General features: G+C 62.1%; 27 protein-coding genes and 2 pseudogenes. 17 read left to right on the plus strand and 12 right to left on the minus strand.

Annotated features, from left to right (window positions below; translation table 11 throughout):
• Positions 1 to 148 precede the first annotated feature (148 nt).
• A complete protein-coding gene (locus P3T21_RS02320; RefSeq protein WP_429254303.1) occupies positions 149 to 685 on the plus strand; it encodes a DUF305 domain-containing protein in 537 nt (178 codons plus the stop codon).
• Positions 685 to 2,163, plus strand: a complete 1,479-nt coding sequence (locus P3T21_RS02325; protein WP_429254304.1) for a YncE family protein — start codon at positions 685 to 687, stop codon at positions 2,161 to 2,163. Before P3T21_RS02320 ends, P3T21_RS02325 begins: the two co-directional genes overlap by 1 nt.
• 21 nt (positions 2,164 to 2,184) lie before the next feature.
• On the opposite strand, the pseudogene P3T21_RS02330 reads toward P3T21_RS02325, so the two are convergent.
• Positions 2,185 to 2,400: pseudogene (locus P3T21_RS02330) on the minus strand (MFS transporter); the annotation flags it as partial.
• A gap of 12 nt (positions 2,401 to 2,412) precedes the next feature.
• Complete coding sequence (locus tag P3T21_RS02335; protein WP_429254305.1) at positions 2,413 to 3,309, minus strand: isocitrate lyase/PEP mutase family protein; 897 nt, start codon at positions 3,307 to 3,309, stop codon at positions 2,413 to 2,415.
• 356 nt (positions 3,310 to 3,665) lie between these two features.
• Between P3T21_RS02335 and P3T21_RS02340 the strand changes: the two genes are divergently transcribed.
• The 3 genes from P3T21_RS02340 (at position 3,666) to P3T21_RS02350 (ending at position 6,313) form a co-directional block, all read left to right on the plus strand.
• Positions 3,666 to 4,988, plus strand: coding sequence for a sugar efflux transporter (locus P3T21_RS02340; RefSeq protein WP_429254306.1), 1,323 nt, complete (start codon positions 3,666 to 3,668; stop codon positions 4,986 to 4,988).
• Between the two features lie 254 nt (positions 4,989 to 5,242).
• On the plus strand, positions 5,243 to 5,506 hold the full coding sequence (locus tag P3T21_RS02345) for an H-NS family nucleoid-associated regulatory protein (protein ID WP_429254307.1): 264 nt from the start codon (positions 5,243 to 5,245) through the stop codon (positions 5,504 to 5,506).
• A 36-nt stretch (positions 5,507 to 5,542) separates the two neighbouring features.
• Entirely contained in the window at positions 5,543 to 6,313 is a 771-nt protein-coding gene (locus P3T21_RS02350) for a class II aldolase/adducin family protein (RefSeq protein WP_429254308.1), read from the plus strand.
• Positions 6,314 to 6,799: 486 nt separating this feature from the next.
• On the opposite strand, the gene pcaG is transcribed toward P3T21_RS02350, so the two are convergent.
• Both pcaG and pcaH read right to left on the minus strand, forming a co-directional pair.
• Positions 6,800 to 7,390 (minus strand): protocatechuate 3,4-dioxygenase subunit alpha, encoded by a 591-nt coding sequence (gene pcaG, locus P3T21_RS02355; RefSeq protein WP_429254518.1) that lies wholly within the window; start codon positions 7,388 to 7,390, stop codon positions 6,800 to 6,802.
• Positions 7,390 to 8,097, minus strand: a complete 708-nt coding sequence (pcaH, locus tag P3T21_RS02360) for a protocatechuate 3,4-dioxygenase subunit beta (protein WP_429254309.1) — start codon at positions 8,095 to 8,097, stop codon at positions 7,390 to 7,392. Before pcaH ends, pcaG begins: the two co-directional genes overlap by 1 nt.
• A gap of 106 nt (positions 8,098 to 8,203) precedes the next feature.
• Between pcaH and pcaQ the strand changes: the two genes are divergently transcribed.
• Both pcaQ and P3T21_RS02370 read left to right on the plus strand, forming a co-directional pair.
• The gene (gene pcaQ / locus P3T21_RS02365) at positions 8,204 to 9,184 is read left to right on the plus strand and encodes a pca operon transcription factor PcaQ (protein ID WP_429254310.1); all 981 of its coding nucleotides are present in this window, start codon (positions 8,204 to 8,206) and stop codon (positions 9,182 to 9,184) included.
• A gap of 181 nt (positions 9,185 to 9,365) precedes the next feature.
• A complete protein-coding gene (locus P3T21_RS02370) occupies positions 9,366 to 10,484 on the plus strand; it encodes a 4-hydroxyphenylpyruvate dioxygenase family protein (RefSeq protein WP_429254311.1) in 1,119 nt (372 codons plus the stop codon).
• Positions 10,485 to 10,518: 34 nt separating this feature from the next.
• Here the strand turns inward: P3T21_RS02370 and P3T21_RS02375 are convergent, their stop codons facing one another.
• Complete coding sequence (locus P3T21_RS02375) at positions 10,519 to 11,148, minus strand: helix-turn-helix domain-containing protein (RefSeq protein WP_429254312.1); 630 nt, start codon at positions 11,146 to 11,148, stop codon at positions 10,519 to 10,521.
• A 111-nt stretch (positions 11,149 to 11,259) separates the two neighbouring features.
• Entirely contained in the window at positions 11,260 to 11,811 is a 552-nt protein-coding gene (locus P3T21_RS02380; protein ID WP_429254519.1) for a tyrosine-type recombinase/integrase, read from the minus strand.
• Here P3T21_RS02380 and P3T21_RS02385 point away from each other — a divergent pair.
• The 3 genes from P3T21_RS02385 (at position 11,795) to P3T21_RS02395 (ending at position 14,226) form a co-directional block, all read left to right on the plus strand.
• Entirely contained in the window at positions 11,795 to 12,076 is a 282-nt protein-coding gene (locus P3T21_RS02385) for an SDR family NAD(P)-dependent oxidoreductase (protein ID WP_429254520.1), read from the plus strand. The two genes, P3T21_RS02380 and P3T21_RS02385, sit on opposite strands and share 17 nt — an antisense overlap.
• A 23-nt stretch (positions 12,077 to 12,099) precedes the next feature.
• Positions 12,100 to 12,900 carry a YkgJ family cysteine cluster protein gene (locus tag P3T21_RS02390; RefSeq protein WP_429254313.1) on the plus strand — a complete coding sequence of 267 codons (801 nt, stop codon included), beginning with the start codon at positions 12,100 to 12,102 and terminating at the stop codon, positions 12,898 to 12,900.
• Positions 12,901 to 13,431: 531 nt separating this feature from the next.
• Positions 13,432 to 14,226, plus strand: a complete 795-nt coding sequence (locus P3T21_RS02395; protein ID WP_429254314.1) for a DUF899 domain-containing protein — start codon at positions 13,432 to 13,434, stop codon at positions 14,224 to 14,226.
• A gap of 56 nt (positions 14,227 to 14,282) precedes the next feature.
• Here P3T21_RS02395 and P3T21_RS02400 read toward each other — a convergent pair whose 3' ends face one another.
• Genes P3T21_RS02400 through P3T21_RS02410 form a run of 3 tightly spaced genes read right to left on the minus strand, consistent with a single transcriptional unit; the run spans position 14,283 to position 15,667 of the window.
• Positions 14,283 to 14,657 (minus strand): hypothetical protein, encoded by a 375-nt coding sequence (locus P3T21_RS02400; protein WP_429254315.1) that lies wholly within the window; start codon positions 14,655 to 14,657, stop codon positions 14,283 to 14,285.
• Positions 14,611 to 15,348 carry a hypothetical protein gene (locus tag P3T21_RS02405; protein ID WP_429254316.1) on the minus strand — a complete coding sequence of 246 codons (738 nt, stop codon included), beginning with the start codon at positions 15,346 to 15,348 and terminating at the stop codon, positions 14,611 to 14,613. The genes P3T21_RS02400 and P3T21_RS02405 overlap by 47 nt, the downstream gene beginning before the upstream one ends.
• Positions 15,349 to 15,385: 37 nt before the next feature.
• A complete protein-coding gene (locus P3T21_RS02410; RefSeq protein ID WP_429254317.1) occupies positions 15,386 to 15,667 on the minus strand; it encodes a DUF3303 domain-containing protein in 282 nt (93 codons plus the stop codon).
• Between the two features lie 461 nt (positions 15,668 to 16,128).
• Here P3T21_RS02410 and P3T21_RS02415 point away from each other — a divergent pair, with 461 nt between their 5' ends.
• The 7 genes from P3T21_RS02415 to denD all read left to right on the plus strand — a co-directional run bounded on the left by P3T21_RS02415 (position 16,129) and on the right by denD (position 23,055).
• Positions 16,129 to 16,833 (plus strand): FadR/GntR family transcriptional regulator, encoded by a 705-nt coding sequence (locus P3T21_RS02415; protein WP_429254318.1) that lies wholly within the window; start codon positions 16,129 to 16,131, stop codon positions 16,831 to 16,833.
• A 53-nt stretch (positions 16,834 to 16,886) separates the two neighbouring features.
• Complete coding sequence (gene ltnD, locus P3T21_RS02420) at positions 16,887 to 17,777, plus strand: L-threonate dehydrogenase (RefSeq protein WP_429254319.1); 891 nt, start codon at positions 16,887 to 16,889, stop codon at positions 17,775 to 17,777.
• Positions 17,778 to 17,792: 15 nt separating this feature from the next.
• Complete coding sequence (gene otnK / locus P3T21_RS02425) at positions 17,793 to 19,112, plus strand: 3-oxo-tetronate kinase (RefSeq protein WP_429254320.1); 1,320 nt, start codon at positions 17,793 to 17,795, stop codon at positions 19,110 to 19,112.
• Positions 19,112 to 19,762 (plus strand): aldolase, encoded by a 651-nt coding sequence (locus tag P3T21_RS02430; RefSeq protein ID WP_429254321.1) that lies wholly within the window; start codon positions 19,112 to 19,114, stop codon positions 19,760 to 19,762. Before otnK ends, P3T21_RS02430 begins: the two co-directional genes overlap by 1 nt.
• Positions 19,763 to 19,879: 117 nt before the next feature.
• Positions 19,880 to 21,211, plus strand: a complete 1,332-nt coding sequence (locus tag P3T21_RS02435; RefSeq protein WP_429254322.1) for an MFS transporter — start codon at positions 19,880 to 19,882, stop codon at positions 21,209 to 21,211.
• Positions 21,212 to 21,275: 64 nt separating this feature from the next.
• Positions 21,276 to 22,052, plus strand: coding sequence for a 2-oxo-tetronate isomerase (gene otnI, locus P3T21_RS02440; protein WP_429254323.1), 777 nt, complete (start codon positions 21,276 to 21,278; stop codon positions 22,050 to 22,052).
• Between the two features lie 25 nt (positions 22,053 to 22,077).
• Positions 22,078 to 23,055, plus strand: coding sequence for a D-erythronate dehydrogenase (gene denD, locus P3T21_RS02445; RefSeq protein WP_429254324.1), 978 nt, complete (start codon positions 22,078 to 22,080; stop codon positions 23,053 to 23,055).
• Between the two features lie 61 nt (positions 23,056 to 23,116).
• On the opposite strand, the gene P3T21_RS02450 is transcribed toward denD, so the two are convergent.
• From P3T21_RS02450 to P3T21_RS02460, 3 genes and pseudogenes are all read right to left on the minus strand, one after another.
• The gene (locus P3T21_RS02450; RefSeq protein ID WP_429254325.1) at positions 23,117 to 23,266 is read right to left on the minus strand and encodes a hypothetical protein; all 150 of its coding nucleotides are present in this window, start codon (positions 23,264 to 23,266) and stop codon (positions 23,117 to 23,119) included.
• Between the two features lie 53 nt (positions 23,267 to 23,319).
• Positions 23,320 to 23,556, minus strand: a pseudogene (locus tag P3T21_RS02455) (DDE-type integrase/transposase/recombinase); the annotation flags it as partial.
• A gap of 235 nt (positions 23,557 to 23,791) precedes the next feature.
• The gene (locus P3T21_RS02460; protein WP_429254521.1) at positions 23,792 to 24,862 is read right to left on the minus strand and encodes an MBL fold metallo-hydrolase; all 1,071 of its coding nucleotides are present in this window, start codon (positions 24,860 to 24,862) and stop codon (positions 23,792 to 23,794) included.
• Positions 24,863 to 24,960 lie beyond the last annotated feature (98 nt).

The following is a 24,960-nucleotide window of genomic DNA, read 5'->3' on the forward strand; positions in this document are numbered from 1 at the left end:
GTTGTCGCTGCGCTGGTCGCCATGCTATCGCGAAACGCGATGGCCGGCGCATGGGCAGATAAAGTGCGTCGAGCGAGGAATAGCGGCGTCAGTGTGGTGTTTGCGTCAGTAACACACCCCAACGTTCCGGGCAGAGGAGATACCGTTCATGCATTCCCCATTACATCGTCGCGCGCGTTCGATATCGGGCACCGCGCTCGCGTCCGCGTTCGCGCTGGCGTTATCCAGTGTGCTGATATCGCCGGCGTTCGCTGCCGGACCCAAGGCTGGCGTCACTGAGGAATCGTCGTTCATGTCGGAGAACGATGAAGCGATGACGAAGATGATGAACGACATGTCGATCAAACCGACCGGCAATGTCGACGAGGATTTTGTCGCGATGATGATTCCCCACCATCAGGGCGCGATCGATATGGCGCAGGCGGAATTGCGTCACGGGCACAACGAGCAGTTGCGCCGCATTGCGCAGGAGATCGTCGTCGAGCAGCAGCAGGAGATTGTCGCGATGCGTGTCGCGCTCAACCAGCCGTTGCCGCCTTCGGCGCCTGCACCCGATCAGCAGCAGGCGCCGCATGCCGCATCCACACCCGCGCATTCGATGTCCGGCCACAGCATGGGCGCGATGAGTCACATGCACGGCGATACGCGAATGAACCCATCCATGAACATGTCTACGGAACCCTGATGAAACACACCTCCTTATTCGCGACGATGCTCACGGCCGCGGCGATGGCTGCCGCGCAGTTTGCATGGGCCGGCCAGGCGCCTGGCGCACTCGCTGATGCCGATGTGCCGGTGAGCCACCACGATCGCGTCTACGCGGCCGAGCAGTTCTCCAATACGGTTTCCATCACCGATCCTGTCGACAACACACTGGTCGGCGTGATTCGTCTGGGCGATCCGTCGCCGGGTAACTTCAGCCCGTTGTATCACGGGCAGGTGCTTGTGCACGGCATGGGTTTTTCGCCGGACCATCGCACGCTTGCAGTCGTGTCGATCGGTTCGAATTCGGTGACGTTCATCGACACGCAGACGAATGCCGTGAAGCACACAACGTATGTCGGTCGCTCACCGCACGAAGCGTTCTTCACGCCTGATGGCAGTGAAGTGTGGGTGACCGTGCGCGGTGAAAATTACGTCTCGGTACTTGACGCCAGAACGTATGAAGAGAAGACGCGCATCACGGTGCCCGCCGGTCCTGGCATGCAGATCTTCTCGCCGGATGGCAAATACGGCTATGTGTGTTCGTCGTTCAATCCTGAGCTCGATGTGATCTCGGTGGCGGACCATCAGATCGTCGGCAAGGTGCAGCAAGCGAGTCCGTTCTGTCCGAACATCGCCGCGACGCCGGACGGCAAGCAGGTGTGGTTCACACTCAAGGACGTCGGCAAGACGCAGGTATTCGACGCGCGTCCGCCGTTCGCGTTGCTGAAGACCATCGATACCGGTCCGATCACGAATCACGTGAACTTCGCGCACGACGCTAAAGGGACGTTCGCCTATATCACTGTAGGTGGCCTGAACGTGGTGAAGGTGTTCCGCACTGACGATTACACTCAGGTTGCGACGATCCCGGTCGGCAATCTGCCGCACGGTATCTGGCCTTCGGGCGATGGCACCCGGATCTACGTTGGCCTCGAAAACGCCGATGCGTTGACCGCGATCGATACGCGGACCAACAAGGTCGTCGCGACGGTGCCGATTGGACAGGCGCCGCAGGCGATCGCTTATGTGCCGAATGCGGTGCCCGACGGTGATGGCACGCAAAATACGCAGCCACTCGGCGTAGCGGGGCAGGCCGCACATCTGACGCTCGTGCCGGCAGGCGCAAACAAGGCCGGCAATGACACGATTGCGCCCACAAGCGTTGCGCTCTTCGATCAGGGTCTGCTGCAGGTATTGCAGGCGTCGGTTACGGGTCTGCAGCCGAAGCAGCCGTATGTGCTCGGCCTTGCCGACGCACCGGACGGCAGCGGCAATATCGATGCGCTCGCATCGTTCATGACGAACCCTGCGGGCTCGGCGATCGTCAACGCGATTGGACAGATCCGTCAGGTGGTCACGACGAATGGCTCAACGACGACTGACAGGCGTCGCTATCTGGTGATCGCGCCTTCGATGGCCGGCAAACCTGGCGCGCCGGTTCAGGTGCAGGGGTTGTAACAGTCGCCGCCTGAGAACGCGCGACACCGCGCCGAACGCGATGCCAAGACCGATGCTCATCTGGGCAGCAGCGCTCCACAGCGTGCTGGCTGCGTTCATCTGCGGTGGCGGCACATCGGCATAGGCCAGCGTCGCGAGCAGCGAAAACTGCATCGAGCGCCCGACGCCATAGATAAAGATGACGATCAGCACCAGCGCAAGCGGTGACGCGGGTGTGAGCAATCCAATGCCGATGATTCCGAGCGAGCGTTATCTGTCTTTTTCGACCGCAGCGTATTGCTTGTCGAGCTGGTCATAGAGCGGTTTGTTGACGAGTCGCTGACGTTCGTTGAACGGGACCACGAGCGAAGGATCTTCATCGAGGCGTCCGTTCTGTTTCAGTGAACCGAGCGCACGTTGCATGCCGAGCACCGCGCCCTGGAGCGCCGCGTTTGCGTACAGGACGATGCCGTAGCCGAGCTTGCCGAGCACATCGCGCGACTGCACGGGCGTCTTGCCGCCGATCACGATGTTGACGAGCTGCGGCGTCGTTGCAAAGAGACCCGGCAGACGCTCGATATCGGCGAGCGACTCGGTGGCTTCGATAAAGAGGATGTCCGCGCCGGCTTCGACAAAACGATGGCCGCGCTCGATCGCCGCTTCGATGCCTTCCACGGCGGCTGCATCGGTGCGCGCGATGATCTGCAGGTTGCCGTCTTCGCGCGCGTCGACTGCTGCGTGGATCTTGCCGACCATCTCGCCCGTGGAGACGACTTCCTTGCCTGCGAAGTGACCGCATTTCTTCGGCATCACCTGGTCTTCGAACTGGATCGCGTCCGCGCCGCTGCGCTCCAGCACGCGCACTGTGTGGCGGACGTTCAGCGCATTGCCGAAACCGGTATCGGCGTCGACGATCAGCGGCAGCTCGACCGCGTCGCGCACCCGCGCGGTGTGTTCGGCGATTTCGTTCAGGCCGATAAAGCCCAGATCGGGCAACCCGAGCGACATGTTCGTGACGCCCGCGCCGGTGAGGTAAAGCGCCTCGAAGCCGGCATCCTCGATGATGCGCGCGCTCATCGCATTGAACGCGCCCGGCACGAGCAGGCCCCGGCGTTCATTCACACTGCGTCGGAATGCAGCGCGGCGGCTGACAGATGATGTTGGCATGATGGTGAGTCCGGTTGAAGTTCGGTGATTCAGCCCGCGCCGCAGAATCTGTGCCAGTTGGCCGCAATCCGGGGTGGCTGCAACGATCCACCGGATTATGAACCACCCGCCCGTTGCCTGCGTGCTACAGCGCAGCGCTATCGATACGAAGGTCCGACATTCGCCCATAGAGGGAACACGCATGTTGGGAACCCGGTCTACGGGTTTACCGATGGGACCGGTACACCCGATAATGCTCCGTCATCCAGCACGACCGGTTGCTCCACGGATGATGCCGGCCTGCCTTTCCTGATGGTCGTACCTCGCGCTGTGCCCTGTGTTGCGCCCTTTGTTGTGCATTCAACTACCTCTGCGCCGTGCTGAAGACCTCGCGTTTTTTCGATCTGTTGCGCATACCCGGCTTCAAGCCGCTTGCGGGCGCAACCCTGATGCTCGGCGTGGCGATGTCGTTTACTGCCCCGTATCTGTCGCTGTTCGGTGTCGAACGCGCAGGCATGACGCCGTTCCGCCTCGGGCTTTTCATGACGCTGATCGCGGCAAGCGGCGTGCTGGCAAGCACGCTCGCCGGACGCTGGAGCGACGCAAGCGGGCGCCACCGGCCGCTCCTGCTGGCCTCGCTTGCGGCGGCGACGCTCGGCTACTTGTGTCTGTGCGTGGTCCGCGATTACCGGCTGCTGCTGGTTGTGGGTATCGTGTTCATCGGCGCGGGCAGCTCGGCGATTTCGCTGGTGTTCTCGTTCAGCCGCGCCGCGTTGCCCGTGCCCAACGAAGCAGAACGTGCGTTCGCCAGCGCCTCACTGCGCACGATTCTGTCGGGCGCGTGGGTTTTCGGGCCGGCGGTGGGCGCGCTCGTGCTGGCGGGCACCGGTTTTTACGGGCTTTTTCTGTTCGCCGCCGCCAGCTTCGCGGCGTGCGCGGCGATCGTCTCACGCACGCAGGAGCCCACCGGTCATCTGGGCGACCACACGGTGGAGGACACCGCGTCTGAGCCGTCATCGTCGATCACGGTGCCGCCGCTGAAATCGCCTTCCGAAGACGCCCATGAGGAGGGCATCGCGGCGGCCTCGCCAAACGACATCTGGCGCGCAGTCGTGGCGCTGACGCTGATCGGTCTCGCCGCGAATGCAACCATGATCGTGCTGCCGCTGTACATCGTGCACGGATTGAACGGCTCGCGCATCGACGTATCGATCATGCTCGGGCTCGGCGCATTGAGCGAAATTCCGATGATGCTCGCGCTTGGCGCACGGTCGTCCACATTGCACAAACCGAACTGGCTGGCCGCATGTGCGGCGGTGCATGCGGTGTATTTCGTCGGGATGTCGCTTGCCGGCAACGTGAGCGTGCTGATTCCGATGCAGCTGCTCAACGCGTTCGTCGTCGCGGTTACGTCGTGCCTTGGCATGACTTATGTGCAGGATCTGATGCCGGCGTCGCCGGGCAGGGCGACCGCGCTGTTCTTTAATGCGGCGAGGCTCGGGTCGATTCTGTCGGGCGTGCTGTCCGGGTTGCTCGTCGAAGCGTTCGGTTATCGCGGTACGTTCGTGTTTTGCGGCCTGCTGGCGCTAGGCGCGCTGGTGCTGTTTGCTGTTCCGGGGTGGCGATATCCGTTGATGGCGCGCGCGATCCGGCGATATATCGAGCTAAAACTCGCTGGACGGCGCGCGCCGGGGCGATAGTGGCGCATCTTCTGAACGCCGCGCCGCGCCTTGATTTACAATTGCGACACCGGGGTCATCCGGATCGCCATTGCCGACCGGATTTTTCTGACATGTTGACTGGCCCGACATCGTTTCGGAACCGGTTTTTGCCGGGAGTGCCGCGTGAAGCGAATTCACCGGGGCCGCGTCAACACCAATAAAAGGCTTCGCTGGCAATTGCGAGGCCTTTGTCTTTTCAGCGCACGCATTTTCCGCAAGGAGGGCGGTGCATCATGATGGAGCGGGAGGAACAGCGGATGTTCGACGCCGACGGAGAAGCGCGCGATCGATTGATCGTGTGGATACGCCGCCGCATGGATGAGTACGGCATCACAATGGCGGATCTGGCGGCAGCCATTGAAGCCGACGCGGCTGCAATAAAGGCGCCGATGTATCGCGATGCGTATGGGAATACCTGGGACGGTGAGGGCGACAGGCCGGAGTGGCTGACGCGCGCCATTCACGCCGGGCAGAATATCGATCATTTCAGGTGCTGAATTAAAGCGCTGCGGGCACTCGTTTTACGGAGAGACATGATGGTCACGGTCGCGCCTTCGCCCACTTTCAGTGCAGAAGAATGGGCTACACGCTGTGATCTTGCAGCACTCTATCGTTTGATTGCCCATTTCCGCATGACGGACCTCATCGATACGCATATCACTGCGCGCGTGCCCGGTCCTGAACATCATTTTCTGATTAACCGCTACGGCGTGCTGTTCGATGAAATGCGCGCTTCCGATCTGGTGAAGATCGATGGCGACGGGCGGGTGGTGGACGCGGTTAGCGCCGCGCGTGATCCGGCTTTGTATCGTGTGAATGCGGCGGGGTTTACGATTCATTCGGCGGTGCATGCTGCGCGGCCCGATCTGCATTTTGTTATTCATACGCATACTGCGGCTGGGTCGGCTGTGGCTGCGCAGAAGCAGGGGTTGCTGCCCATCAGTCAGCATGCGCTCAAGTTTTATGGGTGCCTCGCGTATCACGATTATGAAGGGATCGCGCTGGATCTCGCTGAGCGCGAGCGGCTTGTTGCTGATCTGGGTTCTTTTAATGCCATGGTTTTGAGGAACCATGGGTTGCTTGTGGGTGGTCGGTCTGCTGCTCTGGCTTTTCAGGAGATTCACTTTCTTGAGCGGGCTTGTCAGATTCAGGTTCAGGCGCTCGCTGGAGGCGCTGAGTTGCTGGTTCCTTCTGAATCTGTTTGCAGGCTGACCGCTGGGCAGTTTCAGCGCGATGATTCTGATGGGATCGCGGAGCTTGCCTGGCAGGCGGCTTTGAGGCTTGTTGCTGGGGGGGGTGGTTGATTATCGGAGTTAGGTCGGGTTTTTTTTGGCCTTTCCTTGTTGTGTTTTTGGTTTATTAGCGTCGCCCCTGTGCGGGGCGGCACCTACTTTTCTTTGTCCCACGGGACTTCCTTCGGGGCGTCTTGCCAAAGAAAAGTAGGCAAAGGAAAGGCGCTTCGATACGCCCGATTTTCAAACGCGTCTGAGTTGCGGGGAATGGCCACCCGTAGGTGTCGCCCTCATCGCTTCCCTTCCCTTGGTCCCCGCGCGATCCCGTCCCTCGCACTCTCCACGCCCGTGACAAGGCAGTCATTCACCCGACTTCGCACTGCGTGCGTCGCCGTGCGTCCGTACTTGCAAAAAAAAGCCCGCTCGCGGCGGGCTAAAGGTTACGTTGGAGTTATGCGAAATCTTTCGCAGGGGCATCTTGATGCGGTCATGTGAAACTTTCGTGAAAACCTCTCGTGAAACGCTCGCTGTTGCGCGTCGCGCCCCACGCCTCATCCCTCACAGATCGAAGAACACCGTCTCGTTCTCGCCCTGCATATGAATGTCAAAGCGATATACCGGGTTGCCCACCGCCGTTTCCCGGCGTGCAATCAACGTGTGGCGGCGGTCCGCCGGGACCGATGACAGCACCGGATCCTTTTTGTTTGCTTCCGCTTCGTCCTCGAAATAGAGGCGCGTGAACGTGTGTAGCAGCATCCCGCGCATCAGCACAATCACGTTCACGTGCGGTGCGTCGCTCCCGTCGGGCGTTCCTGGCTTGACCGTCTGCACGATGAACCGCTTTTCCGGGTCCGTTCCCGTGCCGACCCGCGCAAAGCCGCGGAAGCCCGAGCTTTTGATGTCCGCGTGCGATTTCGGGTAGTTTCCGTCAGCGTCCACCTGCGACATCTCGATCATCGCGTCGCCTATCACCTTGCCGTCGCCGTCAAAGACCTGGCCCACGATCGTGATGTGCTCGCCCGGTGTCTCGTGGTCCACAAGGGTCGTCGTGAAGAGGCTCTTCAGATCGAAGTTGTATTGCTCAGGACACAGTCCGTAGGCGAAGTACGGGCCGACCGTCTGCGAAGGCGTTTGTTTGAGGGTCATGATCAACGCTCCATCGGGGTTTCGTCGCGGCCGCGCAGCACGATGTCGAACTCGTAGCCAAGCGCAAAGCCCTCTTCAGTCGTGTCCAGCGAGAAGCGCGAAATCAGCCGCTCACGAGCCTGCTCAGGTGTGCCCTGGAAGATCGGATCGAAAGCAAGCAACGGGTCGCCAGGAAAATACATCTGCGTCACAAGGCGCGAGCCGAAGTGGTCGCCGAAGAGCGAAAAGTGAATGTGATTGGGACGCCATGCGTTCGGATGGTTGCCCCACGGATAAGCACCAGGCTTGATCGTCATGAAACGGTAGCGGCCATCGTCGTCCGTCAGGCAGCGGCCCGCGCCCAGGAAGTTCGGGTCGAGCGGCGCGTCATGCTGGTCCGTCTTGTGGACGTAGCGCCCCGCGGCGTTCGCCTGCCACACTTCGACCAGCGTATTGCGCACCGGCCGGCCACCTTCGTCGAGCACGCGGCCCGTCACGATGATGCGCTCGCCAAGCGGCGCGCCATTTCGTGCGGCGTTGCGCGTGAGGTCGTTGTCGAGCGCGCCAAGGTCTTCGGCGCCATACACCGGTACGTACTGGTCGCGCAGCCGCTCCTTCAGCGGAATCAGCGGGCGGGTCGGCCCGCGTTTCACGGAAGAACCATATCCGGGGTAGACATACGCCGGATGGGACGCGAAGTCGCGCGGCGCGAGAAGAAGAGAATCGTCCATCGGCTGTCTCCTGATGTTGATTTGATTGCTGGGTGTGTTGCGACTTTATCTAACCTGAGAGGTTATGCAAAATGACGTTTTCTTGTCTTTCGTATAACCTGTCGTTATGCAACGCAGTCTCGCGGATAGCCGCGTCAAATTCCGTCATCTCCAGTGCTTCCTTGCCGTCGCGCAGTTCGGCGGCGTGCAGAAGGCCGCGGAAAGCCTGTCGATCACGCAGCCGGCCGTCTCGAAGACGGTCGCCGAGCTCGAGTCGATTCTCGGCGTGCGGCTGTTCGAGCGCGGCCGGCATGGCGCGGTGCCCACGCGTGAAGGGCAGCTGTTCATGCCGCACGCGAGCGCCTGCGTCAGCGCGCTGCGGCAGGGCGTCGATCTGCTGGCGCGCGAAGAGGGCGCCGCGGCCGCCACGCTCGACGTCGGCATTCTGCCGACGGTCGCGAACGCGCTCGTCCCACCCGTTCTGAAACGTTTCGCGACGCAGTGGCCCCAGGTCGTCGTGCGGCTCATGACGGCGTCGAATACGGAGCTGCTCGCGCGGCTCAAGGCGGGCGCGATCGAATGCGCGATCGGGCGTCTCGCCGATCCGGAGCGGATGGTTGGCCTCAGCTTCGAGCAGCTGTATCGCGAGCCGCTGATCGCCGTCGTGCGCGCCGGGCATCCGCTCGCTACGCGCACCGCACCGCCGGCCGCGCTGCTCGAAGGTTTCCCGGTCGTGCTGCCGCAGTACGGCACGCTGATCCGTCAGTCGGCCGAAAGCCTGCTCGCAGCGTGGGGCGCGCCACCGCTAAAATCGTTTGTGGAGATGCTGTCGGTATCGGTCGGACGCGCGTTGGCTCTCGAGAACGACGCCGTCTGGTTCGTGCCCGTGAGTGCCGTCGAATACGATCTGTCGCGCGGTGAACTGGTACGCCTCGCGTTGCCGTCCGCGGGCACGGAAGAACCCGTCGGGCTGATTCTGCGCACGGATACGCAACCTTCGCCGGTTGCGCGCGCGCTGATCGACGCCGTGCGCGCCGTGACCCGGCAGCGCATCGCGCCAGCCGCCGCGAAACCGGGCACACAGAAACGCCGCAGTTCGGCCCGTTGATTGTGAGGCGGCACGCGAGCAGCGCAACCCTGCGCGCGTGAACCGTCTCTGGTACAGAATGCGGCTTGCGGGAGGTCATGCGGACGGTGTACAAACACGGTTCGAATGGCGGCGAGGCGGTTGCCGGTCGTCGCCGCGTACGGTCAGTCACGCGTTACCGCATCAGTCAAAGGAGAAAGTCATGCCCAGCGATCTGCCCAGTCCGACCGCTGCCGCCAGCGCCATTGCCGATGTCGAGCACAATCCGCTCGGCACGGCCGGTCTCGAGTTCGTGGAGTTCGCCGCGCGCGATCCGCAGGCACTCGGCCGCACGTTCACGCAGCTCGGCTTCAAGGCGATCGCCCGTCACGTCAGCAAGGACGTCACGCTGTTCCGTCAGGGCGAAATGAATTTCCTGCTGAATGCCGAGCCGGATTCGTTCGCGTCGCGCTATGCGGAGGAATACGGCACGGGCGTGTGCGCGATCGGTATTCGTGTGGCCAATGCGCAGCAGGCGTTCGATCGCGCGATTGAATTCGGTGCCTGGGAATTCGAGGGCGAGAATGTCGGCAGAAACGAACTGTGGATTCCCGCGATTCAGGGCATCGGTGATTCACATATCTACTTCGTCGACCGCTGGCGCGGACGCGGTGGGCAACAGGGCGGCCTCGGCGATATCTCGATCTTCGACATCGACTTCCGTCCGATCGACATCGACACGGCGCACGCCGATCTGAGTCACGCGGGCACGGGTCTCGTCGCGGTCGATCATCTGACGCAAACCGTCGGCGCGGGCCGCATGCAGGAGTGGCTCGACTTCTATCGCGGCCTGCTCAATTTTCGCGAGATTCACGAGTTGCACGCGAACTGGCACGTTTCGGCGGATTCGCGCGTGATGGTGTCGCCGTGCGGCGCGATCCGTATTCCGCTCTACGAGGAAGGCACGCCGCGTACGAACCTGATGCACGACTATCTGCCCGATCATCCGGGCGAAGGTGTCCAGCACATCGCGCTCGCGACCAGCGATATTTTCGCGTGTGTCGAAGCGATGATTGCGAATGGTCTGGCCTTCGTCGAGCCACCGCCGCGCTACTACGAGCAGATCGATGCGCGGCTGCCCGGACACGGGCTCGATATCGAGCGGCTGCGGCGCGGCCGCATTCTTGTCGACGGCGAAATCGGGCCTGACGGCGTGCCGTTGCTTTTCTTCCAGACGTTTATCAAACGCAACGCGGGCGAGATTTTCTTCGAGATCGTGCAGCGCCGTGGACATCACGGTTTCGGCGAAGGCAATCTCAAGGCGCTGGCAGAGGCGCGTTAAGCGCGCCTCGCGTCTTCGTCACGCATTTTGAGGGCTATTTCTTCGGCGCCGCTTCCAATGGCGGTTGCGGTACATCCGAACCCGTTGCCATCCACAGCACTTCTGCGTCTTCATCGCTGGTGGACACCGCTGCGTGACCCGTGCGGCTGTCGAAATAGAGGCTGTCGCCGGCGTTCAGGTGAGTCGGTGCGTACAGCTCGGAATAAAGGCAGACGCTGCCGCTGATCACATACAGGAATTCTTCTCCTTCGTGACGACCCCAGTCGTCGAAGGCATCCAGCGTGTGCGCCGAAATGCGGATGCGAAACGGCAGCATCGCCTTGTGCGCGAGATCGGTGGCGAGCAGTTCCATCTGATAGCCGCGATATGCGTGACGTTGACCGGCGTCCTTGCGCGTGAGCGCGCGCCGGCCGCTTGCGCTGACTTTCGGCGTCGAGCCGAACAGTTCGCCCAGATCGATCTTCAGGCCATTCACGATTTTCTGCAGCACGTCGAAAGTCGGCGACATCAGGCCGTTTTCCACTTTCGACAGCGTCGAGCGCGACACGCCGCACAGGCGGCTCGCGTTTTCGAGCGTCAGATCGTGCGCGACCCGTGCGGCACGGACGCGTCGTCCGAGATCCGGAAGGGGCGATTCGGCCGGCTTGATGGTGTGGGTATCCATGGAATGCATGACAGGGAAGCGCGCTCTCCAGCGCAATGTGTTTCCGATCATAACATTGGTGCGGCCGGGCGCCGTTTGCTGGCGTGGGGCATCCAAAATCCATCCAAAAATCTAGCCCTTTCGGAGCGTTGCTTCTGACCATTCCCGTCCCCTCGAGTCCCGATAGAGGGCAGTCATGCTGGCTGAACGATGTCCCGTCAGCGCCTGCGCGAAGTCCGGTCCATATTGATCTGTGTACAGGCGAACCGGCAAAGATCTGATCTCGTGAAAAGATGACGGGGTTTTCCCATCGGAAACTTGAATTTTTGCGAGATCTCGAAATTCTGCGAATGCGGCGCTGAGCGTATTTAGAGAGGGGGAATCCCCGGGCTTTCTTCCGCTATTGGCACGCACGAAATGGATCACACGCTTGCTAATTACACTGTCCCGGCATTGCTTTAACACGTCAGCAACGCTCATGCCAATCGCGTCCAGGCGCAAAGTCATCGGAATGAGCAGCTTGGCTCCGGTCTTCTTCTGTTCGATCCAAAGAAAGCCGTCCTTTGCCTGATCGAAGGTCATAGCCGAGACGTCTTCACGTCTCTGACCGGTGACGAGCGCAAGCAGGATAGCGTTTGCCATCCAGCAATAGCGAGGTTCCTTCCTTATCGGGTCAGCGGGCATTTCCGAAGCGTTCACGACAGAACAGGTACGCGCGCTCTTCGACGTGAACGTATTCGGCGTCCAACGAACCCTGAGGGCCCTATTGCCGACCTTCAGGAAACAGGGTGACGGCCTGGTTGTGAATATCGGCTCGATCCCTGGCCGGGTACCAGCCAGAGAACCGATGCAGCGCGCACACGGCCCAGTGAATCACGGCAACCACCTCAACTTTTCCACTTGTGTCCCTGTAAGAATTTCGGCGCTGGCCCGACTAGGCACGACGTAACCGAACCTAAAGGGACAAACAGCGTGGACGATATCAATTTCGCCTGTACGACATGTGGCCAGTGCTGCCACGATTTGCGCCTGCCGTTGTCAATCGCCGAGGCGATCGATTGGCTGAAACGTGGCGGACAGTTGGAGTTCCTCTGCGAAGCTATTCCGTGGCCGGTCGAGCCTGAACCCAACAATGCGCAGGCAGCGTACAAACGGGCGCGTTCGTCGGCCGCCATGAGCGGAACGTTACCGGTGCGCGTCTCGATCATTCTCACCGCGGCGTTCGCTGGTGCGTGTCCCAATCTGCGCGCCGACATGCTCTGCGGTATTTACGATGAACGCCCGTTGGTCTGCAGAATCTATCCGGCGGAAATCAACCCCTTCGTACCATTGGTGCCGAAAAACAAGGCCTGTCCGCCGGAAGCGTGGCAAACGAAGCCATTACAACAGCAGGGCGTCCTTCTCGATGCGACGACCTGTCAACTCGTCCGGCAGTCGCGTCTCGCCAACCAGTCGGAAGCGCCGTTGCGGATGCGGATTTGCCGTGAGCTCGGACTCGATCATGCCGCGCTGGCGAACGAGGGATTCGTCATTCATACACCGGACCGCGAACCCCTGCTAGCTGCACTGGAGCAGTGCTGCGCGTCACCGCTGCCGGATGACGAATCGGCGCAATGGACGTTCGTTTCCAATCGTCCCACGACTATGGAGACACTCGCGTCTGTCGGTGCGGTTGGTTGTCCCGACCAGTCCACCGCAGATAAAACATTCAGATATCGTGGTTTTTTCCCGTCGTCATTGGGCAACGGTCAAATGTCCGTGGACAAACGTTAGGCCACGAGCTCGAACGCGCGCCGTCAGCAGACCCGAACCGATGTCGTACAACGCGTCGAGTAACGCTCAATGAAGCCCGGGGGCCATGGACATCAGCTATCTGGTGGCGCGAACGTGGCCGAAGTGGAGTGGCCGTTGGCGGACGAGCTTTTGACGTTGTGTGAGGTACGTCGATGGTCTCTAAATGTCCGAACCCGGAAATCGAAGCCGGTCGAGCGGGCCGCTACGACGCATCAGTCTCAAGCTTCCGTAGCCGACCCGTTACCACCGCGATACCTTGAAGTTCGAGCGCAGGAGCATCGTCGCGCAAGCCGCGCGGTTCAAGGCGCCGAAGGGTTCACCCGCTTCAAGCCCACGCGCCGCGGCTGTAGTCAGCGACTCCATCGGAATACCGCCACACTTGTTACTCCCAACGTTCCATTTCCGGTGCAAAACTACCTCAAGGCCTACGACGACCGATGAGCAGCGAATGGAATCGCGCTTCAACCAGGAGGCGCGGGAAGTGGCCCAACTTAGGAGATTGCAAAAGCCATGACTACATCAGCAGAGAACGGACGGAACGGCGGACAGCCTGCCATGCACACACCACCGGTCGTGTCGCCGCAGGCGTGGGAGGCAGCCCGCGAACAGCTGCTCGTGAAGGAAAAGGCCCAGACCCGCGCCCGTGACGCCCTGGCCGCCGAGCGCCGGCGAATGCCGTGGATGGCCGTGGAGACGGCGTATGCGTTCGAGGGGCCTGCGGGCAAGGCCAGCCTGCTCGACCTGTTCGACGGTCGGCGTCAGCTGATCGTCTACCGCGCATTCTTCGAGCCGGGAGTGTTCGGCTGGCCCGACCACGCCTGCCGGGGCTGCTCCATGGTGGCCGACCAGGTCGCCCACGTCGCCCACCTGAACGCCCGTGACACCACCCTCGTCTTCGTCTCGCGTGCGCCTCAGGTGGACATCGCGCGGCTGAAGGCGCGGATGGGCTGGGAGATGCCGTGGTTCACCCTCACGGACAGTTTCGACGCCGACTTCGGCGTGGACGAGTGGCACGGCACGAACGTGTTCTACCGCGACGGCGACCGGGTGTACCGCACCTACTTCATCAACAACCGCGGCGACGAGCAGATGGGGGGCACCTGGAACTACCTCGACATCACGCCGCTGGGCCGGCAGGAGGTCTGGGAGGACTCGCCCGAGGGCTATCCTCAGACCCCGACCTACAAGTGGTGGAACTGGCACGACAGCTACGTCGCAGACGCGGCGCCCGACCAGAAGTGGGTCGAGGTGTCTGACGCCGGAGAGGCGGCGTTCCGGAACCAGGACGCGAGCACGAAGCCATGAGCCAGGCCTGTTCCGGTGGAGCCGACGGGCGGCGATGGTCGGTCTGAGGGGGCACATCAGCACACCTTGTTCGCCTGATTGTATCGCTCCCCGCTCTGTGTCTGACAGAATCCTCGGCGCGACTTTTTCTTCAAGCTGAAGGCGTTCAACACGTTCTTTTTCAGCGCGATTTGAAGCTTGAGGTTGCTTTCGCGAGTGGTCTCTGCCGAGGCGTTTGCTTGCGCCGCATCTGCTTTGGCCAGCTCGGCCCCCTCGTTGGCTTTGGCCGCCTCTGCCTTAGCCAGGGCGGTCTGTCGTTCATTTTCAACGCGCCGTTGATCGGAATAGCAGTCGCGGATTGAGCCTGCGCGTCCCGGCGAACCTGGCTGCACAACGGCGCGTCGCTCATCGCGCGCCGGCGACGGCGTTTGTCGATGAAACGGCGTGGCCAAGCGACAGGTAGCTCAGGTGCAATAGCGATTCGATGGTTGCCCAATCGGCGTCGGTGACGCTGCCGGCTTCTTCACGGGCGTCGCGAAGCAGCATCGCTTGCGCACGCAAGCGCCCGTGTTCGAGTGTCGAGTTCGCGGACACCATGTACAGCGATGCGGCAGCTTCAGCACACGCGCTGGCCAACGCGCCAGGCGGGTAACGCTCACGCTGCCGGTGCACGATCCACCATTCCAGTTCGAGCGTGGCGGTGCGCGAGACATCGAAGTTGCGGTTCCCCGTGTTGCGGATCAGGCTGAAATAGGTTTGCAGCGCCGGCAACGCTTTTTCGTAATCGCTGCGCTCGCTGCCCTCCTTGAAAGTGAATGCGGCTGACGCGCCGTAGTAAGCGCCGACGTACGACCTTAGCCACGGAAAGCGATACTGCGTGCGCAGGGTCTGCGCCAGTTCAAGAAAGAGCGCCACGTGCTGGCGGTCATAGTAAGAGCGCCACATTTTCGTTTCGAGTGTCCCCGTCGCAATGGTATCGAAGCGGCTCAGGTCACGGTGCAATGGCCAGAAGAGATCTGCGGCGGCATAGCCGATCAGCACGACAAGCATGGCCAGGATCGTCCGTCGCCAGCGTCCTGGTCCGGCTGCAAGGATCACGCGGTGCCGCAGGCCGTGGCTGCGGGCGCGACCGGTTGTGTTCATGTCGAATAGTGTCGATGTCGAACGTGCGTTGAACAATTTACGTCGCTACGCGCCCCAGCACCTCGCCCAGTTCGGCGTCTTCAAGCACTGGGGTGATTTCCAGCGCCATCAGATCACTCCACTGCCAGGCGAACTCGGTGAGTTTCTTCATATCATCTGTTTCGAGCAGATCGAACCCCCCGCCCAGATCGGCTCGCGTCCACCGGCCCACCAACCGGACGCCGTCAGGCGGGAGCCCGCCGGTTCGCTGAAAGCGTGCGATGGCTTCGGCACGCTGTTGAGTATCGGGTGTCCAGTGAAAGGTCATCATGAATTTCATGTTTGTGTCTCCTGACGGTGGCTCGTCCACCTGCTTGATTTATACGATGCGATGGCAGCATACGGATGCAATCGGGCGTGTGCACTGCGACGCAAGTCGACACAGGGAGCAGATCGGAACAGACAGTTGTCCCCATCGATCCCGAACATTTCGTTCCCCTGGAATCCAGGCCGCGGCCAGGAAGCCCAGGCTAGGTCGATTCCTGCGAAGGCGCTCCGACGCGCGATCAGAAGATCGGCCGCTAGCAGCCTTCTGACCCAAGCGAGTGCGGGCTACCGGACAATGAAGCGAGCGAGATGAAGGTGGTCGAGACTGCGGCTAGTGGGTGAGGGCAGATTGGTTGACGATCGGCTGCCCGACTTCTGGCCGCGTTTCTCATCTTCCCCCAGGGTTACTTCCGATAGGACGCTCTACGGGAAAATTTGTATGATGACCACATAACATGATCAATCGGAGCGGTAATGTTCGACAAGATTCCTGCGCGGGCGCTCAGCGATACGGTCGCCCAGCAGTTGCTGAAGCAGATCGACAAGGGCACGTTCGCCCGTGGCGGCAAGCTGCCGACGGAAGCCGTGCTGGCCGAGCAGTTCGGCGTCAGCCGGACCGTCATCCGTGAAGCGATCTCGCGCCTGAAGAACGAGGGCGTGGTCGCGCCGCGTCAGGGCAGCGGTGTCTACGTCAGCGCGCACGGCGCAATCCGTCCGCTGCGCATCGACTATGCGGAAGCAGTCGAAGCCGGCTCGGTGTTGCAGATCCTCGCGCTGCGCCGCGCGATCGAAGCGGAAGTCGCATCGGAGGCTGCGATGCGGCGCACGGCAAGCGACATGGCGGCCATCGACGCCGCACTCGCGAAGATCGATGAAGCCGTTGTGGAAGGGCACGACGGCGTCGCCGAAGACGTGGCCTTTCATCGCGCGATCGCGGTGGCCACCGGCAATCCCTATTTCCTCAAGACGCTCACGTTCCTGAACCAATACCTCGAAGCCGGTACGGTCGTCACGCGCCGCAACGAGTCGCTGCGCGAGGACTTTTCGCGGCAGGTGCGCGAAGAGCACGCGGCGATCACAGCCGCGATCCGGGCGGGCGATCCAATGGCGGCGCGCAACGCCGCGCAAACCCACATGTACAACGCCGCCCGCCGTCTCGCGGAAGCCGGCATCTGTTGAGTTGGGACTTCCGTCCGGTTCGTGAGCGGCGCAACTTTTTCCAGAGGTAAAGCATGTCGAGAAATATCGGGGTGATCGGTCTGGGCGCGATGGGGCTGGGCGTCGCGCGCTCATTGTTGCGGGCCGGTTTTCGCGTCCATGCATGCGACCTGCGCAGCGAAGTGCTGCAGGGTTTTGCAGCCGAAGGCGGGATCGCGTGCGCGAACCCGGCTGAACTTGGCGCGCAATGCGACGTGGTCGTCACGCTGGTCGTCAATGCCGCACAGACCGAGGCCGTGCTGTTCGGTCCGGACGGCGCGCTCGCTGCGATGAAGCCGGGTGGCGTGGTGATCTCGAGTGCCACGGTGTCGCCCGATTTCGCGACCGAGCTCGGCCGGCGTGTCGAGGCGGCTGGCCTGCAGATGCTGGATGCGCCCGTTTCGGGTGGTGCGGCGCGCGCCGCGTCGGGCGAGATGACGATGATGACCTCCGGCCCCGCAGCCGCCTACGCCGCCTGCGAAGACGTGCTGGCCGTGATCGCAGGCAAGGTGTACCGGCTGGGTTCGACGCACGGCGCTGGATCGAAAGTGAAGATCATCAATCAGTTGCTCGCGGGCGTGCATATCGCCGCCGCGGCTGAAGCGATGGCACTGGGTTTGCGCGAAGGCGTTGATCCGGACGCACTGTACGACGTGATCACGCACAGCGCGGGCAATTCGTGGATGTTCGAGAATCGCGTTCCGCACATCCTCAAGGGCGACTACACGCCGCTTTCTGCAGTCGACATCTTCGTCAAGGATCTCGGCCTCGTGCTCGATACGGCGCGGCGTTCCAAATTCCCGTTGCCGCTGTCGGCGGCTGCGCATCAGATGTTCATGATGGCATCGACGGCAGGGCATGGCGGTGAAGACGATTCCGCAGTCATCAAGATTTTCCCAGGCATCGACGTGCCGGCGGCGAAGTAACGGGCGGAGACTGAGATGACGGACTCTAAAAGCGGGCCCTTGCTGGGCTGCATCGCCGACGACTTCACCGGTGCCACCGATCTGGCGAACATGCTCGTGCGCGGAGGCATGCGCACCGTGCAGACGATTGGCGTGCCCGAATCCGGGGAGCATGTCGAGGCCGACGCGCTAGTGGTCGCGCTGAAGTCACGGACGATTCCTGCCGCCGACGCAGTCGCCCAGTCGCTTGCCGCACTCGAATGGCTGCGTGCGCAAGGTTGCCGCCAGTTCTTCTTCAAGTATTGCTCGACGTTCGATTCAACCGACGCCGGCAATATCGGCCCGGTCACCGATGCGTTGCTCGATGCGCTGCAGGGCAGCGGCACAACTCCAGACAACGGCTTCACGATCGCCTGTCCCGCTTTTCCGGAGAACGGTCGCACGATCTATCGCGGTCATCTATTCGTCGGCGACGCGTTGCTGAACGAGTCTGGCATGGAGAATCATCCGCTCACGCCGATGACGGACGCGAATCTCGTCCGGGTATTGCAGCGGCAGACAGCATCGAAAGTCGGGCTCGCGCGTTACGACGTGGTGGCGAAGGGCGCATCTTCTGTACGCGAATCGTTTGCCGCGTTGCGCTCTGACGGCGTGCGCATGGCCATTGCCGATGCGTTGTCGGACGCGGACCTGTACACGTTGGGCGAAGCCTGCAGCGACCTGCCGCTGGTGACAGGCGGCTCGGGCGTCGCGCTCGGCTTGCCCGCGAACTTCCGCCGCGCTGGGCTCCTTGCCGATACGACGGACGCAGGCCAGTTGCCGCGCATCGGAGGCCGCTCGGCCGTGCTCGCAGGCAGCGCGTCGAAGGCAACGAATGCGCAGGTGGCGGCCTGGCGCGAATCGCGTCCGGCATTTCGTATCGACCCGCTCGCCGCCGCGCGCGGCGAGCCCGTGACGGAGCAGGCACTGGCCTTCGCGCGCGAACATTTCGAAGCGGCCCAATCGCAGCCCGTGCTGATCTACGCCACCGCGACACCCGATGAGGTCAAGGCGGTGCAGCACGAACTCGGCGTTGCACAAGCGGGGCATCTCGTCGAAAACACGCTCGCGGCGATTGCCCGCGGCCTGCGCGAACTCGGCGTGCGCAAGTTCGTCGTGGCGGGCGGCGAGACCTCGGGCGCGGTCGTTCAGGCGCTCGGCGTGCGGACGCTGCGCATCGGCGCACAGATCGATCCGGGCGTGCCGTCCACGGCGACCATCGATTCGGCGCCGCTCGCGCTGGCGCTCAAATCGGGCAACTTCGGCGCGTCCGACTTCTTTGCGAGAGCGCTGCGTCATCTCGAAGGAGCCGAGTAATGGCGGTTCACTCGAGCAACGACGCGAAGCTCCGCGAAGAAATCTGCGATGTCGGCGCGAGTCTCTATGCGCGCGGCTATACCGTGGGCAGCGCGGGCAACATCAGCGCGCGCCTCGATGACGGCTGGCTGATCACGCCCACGGACGCCTGTCTCGGCCGCCTCGACCCCGCCGACATCGCGAAGGTCGATCTGGACGGCAATGCGATCTCCGGCGGCCGGCCGTCGAAAACGCTGGCACTGCATCGCGGCATCTACGCCCGCAACGCCGACACGCGCGGCATCGTGCATACGCATTCGACGCATCTGGTCGCGCTGACGCTCGCCGGCGTCTGGAGCGAAGCCGACGTGCTGCCGCCCATTACGCCCTACTACGTGATGAAGGTCGGCCATGTGCCGCTGATTCGCTACCGGCGTCCCGGCGATCCTCAGGTCGCGGAACAGATTGCGGCGCTCGCGGACAAGGTTCGTGGCGTGCTGATCGAACGGCTCGGGCCAGTGGTATGGGAACGGTCGGTATCTCAGGCGTCGTACGCGCTGGAGGAACTCGAAGAGACCGCGCGCCTGTGGCTGATGTCGAACCCGCGTCCCGCACCGCTTGACGAAGCTTCGCTCGAAGAACTGCGCACCGTGTTCGGCACGCGCTGGTAGTCCCCTGCGTGGCCGCAACGCCGGTCGCGCAGTTTCATGCAACACCCCACGCCTATAAAGCCGGACGACCGCCAGTGGGCGGATCGTCGACGGCACCATCCTCAAAGGAGACGATTCATGACGTCCTATCAGGCGGCCCCGGCCACCCCCATCGCGCAGACGGAAGGCAAGCCCGAGACCGCAGAAGTCGAACGCACTTATCGCAAGGTGTTCTGGCGCATCGTGCCGTTCCTGATGCTGTGCTATGTCGTGGCTTACCTCGACCGCGTCAATGTCGGCTTCGCGAAGCTGCAGATGTCGCAGGACCTGGCGTTCAGTGAAACGGTGTTCGGTCTCGGCGCAGGCGTGTTCTTCATCGGTTACTTCCTGTTCGAATTGCCGAGCAACATTCTGATGCACAAGCTCGGCGCGCGAATCTGGATTGCGCGGATCATGATCACGTGGGGCATCATGTCGGCACTCTTCGTCTTCGTGAAGACGCCCATGCAGTTCTACGTGCTGCGTTTCCTGCTTGGCCTCGCCGAAGCGGGCTTCTATCCTGGCGTGATCCTTTACCTGACGTACTGGTTTCCGTCGCACCGCCGCGCGAAGATCATCGCGGTGTTCATGTCTGCGATTCCGGTCTCGGGCATCTTCGGCAATCCGCTGTCGGGCTTGATCATGCAGTCCTTTCATGGGGACCGTGAATTTGCCGGCTGGCAGTGGATGTTCGTGATCGAGGCGGTCCCGGCAATCGCGATCGGCATCGCGACGATCCTGTATCTGGACAACGGCATCGCTCGCGCGAAGTGGTTGAGCGAGCGCGAAAAGAAACTGCTGTCCGACGAAATCGCCGCGCAGCCGCAGGAGCAGGTGAAGTCGCATTCGCTCGGCGCTGTCTTTCGCGACCCGCGCACGTGGTGGATGTCGCTGATCTATTTCGCGTTCGTAACGGGCCAGTATGGGCTGACGTTCTGGATGCCGACGCTGGTCAAATCGACGGGCGTCACGGGCGCGTTCAACATCGGTCTGCTGAGTGCGATTCCATTCCTCGCGGCGATCGTCGTGATGAACCTGATGGGACATAGCGCAGACAAACGGCGCGAGCGTCGCTGGCATCTGATCGTGCCGGCGCTGTTCGGCGCAATCGGCTTCACGATCGCCGCATCGTTCGCGAACAACACGGTGGTGTCGATCGTGTTCCTGTCGCTCGCAGCGGCAGGCGTGCTGACCTGCGCGCCGCTCTTCTGGTCGCTGCCGACGGCATTCATGTCCGGCGCCACCGCCGCAGCCGGTATCGCGATCATCAATTCGATCGGCAATCTTGCGGGTTTCGCGAGCCCCTATATGATCGGTTATCTGAAGGACCTCACGCACAGCACGCAGTCCGGTATGTATGTGCTGGCCGGGATGCTGGTGATCGGCGCCGTCGCGGTGTGGCTGACGCCGGCAAAGCTCGTCAACCGCTAGACCTCTCGTTTCATGCCGGCCGCGCAGGGCGTCCGGCATTTCAACAGATAAAGGAGTTACGTCGATGCCTCGCTTCGCCGCTAACCTGACCATGATGTACAACGAACACGCGTTCCCCGATCGCTTCGCGGCCGCCGCGCGAGACGGATTCCAGGCCGTCGAGTTCCTGTTTCCCTACGAGTTTTCCGCCGCCGAACTGAAGACGCAGCTCGACGAACATCGGCTCACGCAGGCGCTGTTCAATGCGCCGCCTGGCGACTGGGCCAAAGGCGAGCGCGGCATCGCATCGCTGCCGGGCCGTGAAGACGAATTCCGCCGCAGCGTCGATACCGCGCTCGGCTACGCACGCGTGCTTGGCAATCGCAAGCTGCATGTGATGGCCGGGCTGATCGCGCCCGGCCAGCCACGTGAACGTCATCGCGAGGTTTATCTAAAGAACCTTACTTATGCCACGAACGCCGCGCAGGCAGACGGCATCACGATCGTCATTGAACCGATCAACACGCGCGATATTCCCGGTTTTTTTCTGAATCGCCAGGACGATGCTCAGGCGATCTGTGCGGAGGTCGGTGCGCCGAACCTGCAGGTGCAGTTCGACTGCTACCACTGCCAGATCGTCGAAGGCGATCTCGCCGTGAAGTTGAAACGAGACATGCCGCGTATCGGCCATATCCAGATTGCTGGCGTTCCTGAGCGGCACGAACCGGACATCGGCGAGTTGAATTATCCGTATCTGTTCGAGCTGATCGATTCGCTCGGCTATGAAGGCTGGATCGGTTGTGAATACCGGCCGCGCGCAGGCACGTCGGACGGTCTCGGCTGGCTCAAGCCCTGGCTCTAATACACATTGCGAGGACACGTACAGCATGAAGATACTGATTACAGGTGGCGCAGGATTTCTCGGTCAACGGCTTGCGCGCGAGTTGCTGTCGCGCGGCGAACTGAAGGGCGCAAACGGGCAGCGATACCCAGTGACGGAACTGGTGTTACTCGACGTCGTGCGCCCGAGCGATTTCGGTGACGCACGCGTGCGCGCTGAAGTGGGCGATATCGCGGAACGCAGCGTACTGGAGCGCGTAATCGATACGGAGACTGCTGCGATCTTTCATCTCGCGGCCATCGTCAGCGGTCAGGCCGAAGCGGATTTCGATCTCGGCATGCGGATCAATCTCGACGCTTCCCGCTTGCTGCTCGACGTTTGCCGCGTGCGCGGTCATCGGCCGCGCGTCGTATTCACGAGTTCGGTCGCCGTGTATGGCGGCGATCTGCCGGACGTCGTGCAGAACGATACGGTGTTGAATCCGCAGTCTTCATATGGCACGCAGAAGGCCATTGCGGAACTGCTGCTGAACGATTTCGCTCGCCGTGGCTTCGTCGACGGCCGAGTGCTGCGGCTGCCGACCATCAGTGTGAGACCCGGCAAGCCGAATGCGGCCGCATCGTCATTTGCGAGCGGCATTATTCGCGAGCCGTTGAACGGTGAAACATCGGTGTGCCCGGTGTCGGGGAGCACGCGGTTGTGGCTGCTGTCGCCGCGCCAGGCGATCCGTTCGCTCATTGCCGGTTGGGAAATCGAATCGGAAGCGCTCGGCATTCATCGCACACTGAACCTGCCAGGTATCTCCGTAAGCGTCGACGATATGGTTGCGGCGTTGCGCGAAGTGGCTGGCGATGAGGTGGTCAAGCGCATCGAGTGGAAGGCGGATCCACGCGTCGAGAAGATCGTCGGCAGTTGGCCGGGGCAGTGGGATACGTCTCGTGCGACACAGTTGGGACTTAAGGGCGATCGTACCTTCGCTGACGTGATTCGCCACTACATCGAAGATGAAGGCATCCGCGTCTGATCACAAGGCGGCTTCGGCCGCTGTGATCGACGCGCGGAGCGTCGGTCGAGTACACCGAGCTTTACTTCAATTGTGTGTTGGCGACCGGCAGGATAGTGGCCATATGCCAGCCGGTCGCGTCGTGAACGAGCGTATGGCTGGTCAGGAGAGTTACCGGGACGTATAGCTGGATGACGTCGTCCGAGATGACGATGGTTCGCAGACGCGGCATATCGGCTTCGAGGGCATTGTCAACTTGCCGCCCCGAAGGAAGTCCCCTTGGGGGATGCGACGCTCGCGTTCTCGCGTCGGCTGGTGGCTGTTCTCTGCCCGGTTGTTCAGCCGGGCAGCCGCTTTTACGAACACGTGCTTCACGCCCACCAACCCCGGAATTTCGGCCTTTGCGGCCGGACAACTACCCAGTTGATCGGTGACGATCTTGCGCCGCACGGGGCTGGAGCGCAGCACACGCTTGAAAAAACATTTGGCCGCGGCTTTGTCGCGCCGCTTTTGTAGCAGGACAACGCCGTCCGGATTTACACGCCCCGGACAACAAAGAAATATGTCTCAACCTATTGAAAACAAACAAAAAAGTGAGTTTATCCACAAAGTATCCGATCATAACATTGGGCTGGCGGGGCGGACCCGGCGTCGGGGCGAACGCCCAACCCTGCCGGTCTGCGTGAGGACGCGCCAGCTTCGATCTGGTTTCTCCAGGGGACCCGGTGTTTTCCCATCGGAAACGCCAGGGGTTCGACTACATGTCTGCGTTTTCAACGACACGGCCTTCTGCACGCCAGCGGAGCATCCCCCCGGCGAGGTTGGCGACAGCGTCGAATCCTGCCTGCCGCAGAATGACCGTGGCTTGCGCTGAACGTCCGCCCGCCCGGCAGACCGTTACGATCGGGCGGTCCTGCGCGAGTTCACCGGTGCGGCCCGCCAGGTCGCCGAGCGGAATCAGTCTGGCTTCGGCAATGCGCCCGAGTGGCCCGGTGAACTCGGCGGGCTCGCGCACATCGACGATCTGGACCGCGCCAAGATTTTCCTCGAGCCATTGCGGATTGATTTCCCAGATGCCGGCAAAGGTGTACGTCAGCGGCGCCCAGCCGGGTTCGGCTTGTTGCGTGGGGGCGCTCGCTGCGACGCCGCATTTCAGGTTGGCCGGCACCGCGATATCGATCTGCCTCGGATGCGGCAGGCGCAGATTCGTCATGTAGCCGGTGAAATCGTCCTCGCACAGTTCACCGCCGAGGCGCGGATTGAAGCGTCGCTCCTCGCCGACACTCGTGACGGTCAGGCCGCGATAGTCGTGAGCCGGGTAAAGCAGACATGTCTCGGGCAGCGTGAAAATCTGGTCGTGTATTGCCCGGAACATGGCGTGCGCGTCGCCCTTCTGGAAGTCTGTCCGGCCCGTGCCCCTGATCAACAGGCAATCGCCGGTCAATGCCATGGTCTCATCGTCGAGCACGAGGCTGATGCATCCATTTGTATGACCAGGTGTCGCACGTACTTCCAGGTATCGCGTGCCGAACTCACATCGGTCGCCGTCACGCAGATACCGGTCCGCACCTTCGGCGCCGCTTGCCGCCGATATCGCGATCTGGCTTCCCGTGCGCTGCTTGAGCATCCACGCGCCGGTCACATGATCGGCGTGAACGTGTGTGTCGATCGTATACAGCAGACGCAGTCCAAGCTCGTCGATCAAAGCGGTGTCGCGGCGGACCTGTTCAAAGACCGGATCAACGAGCACAGCCTCTCTCGTCGCGCTATCGGCAAACAGATAGGTGTAGGTGGACGACTGCTGGTCGAACAATTGCCGGAAGATCAACACGATTCTGCTCCCTTGATTCTGCTGGCACCGCTGCGGCCCCATGCGGGGCTCCGGTGCCTGTTCTGGACCTCGCGTCGCGCAACCTGCAGGACGTC

This window comes from Paraburkholderia sp. GAS334 (assembly GCF_050436625.1).
Taxonomy (GTDB): Bacteria; Pseudomonadota; Gammaproteobacteria; order Burkholderiales; family Burkholderiaceae; genus Paraburkholderia.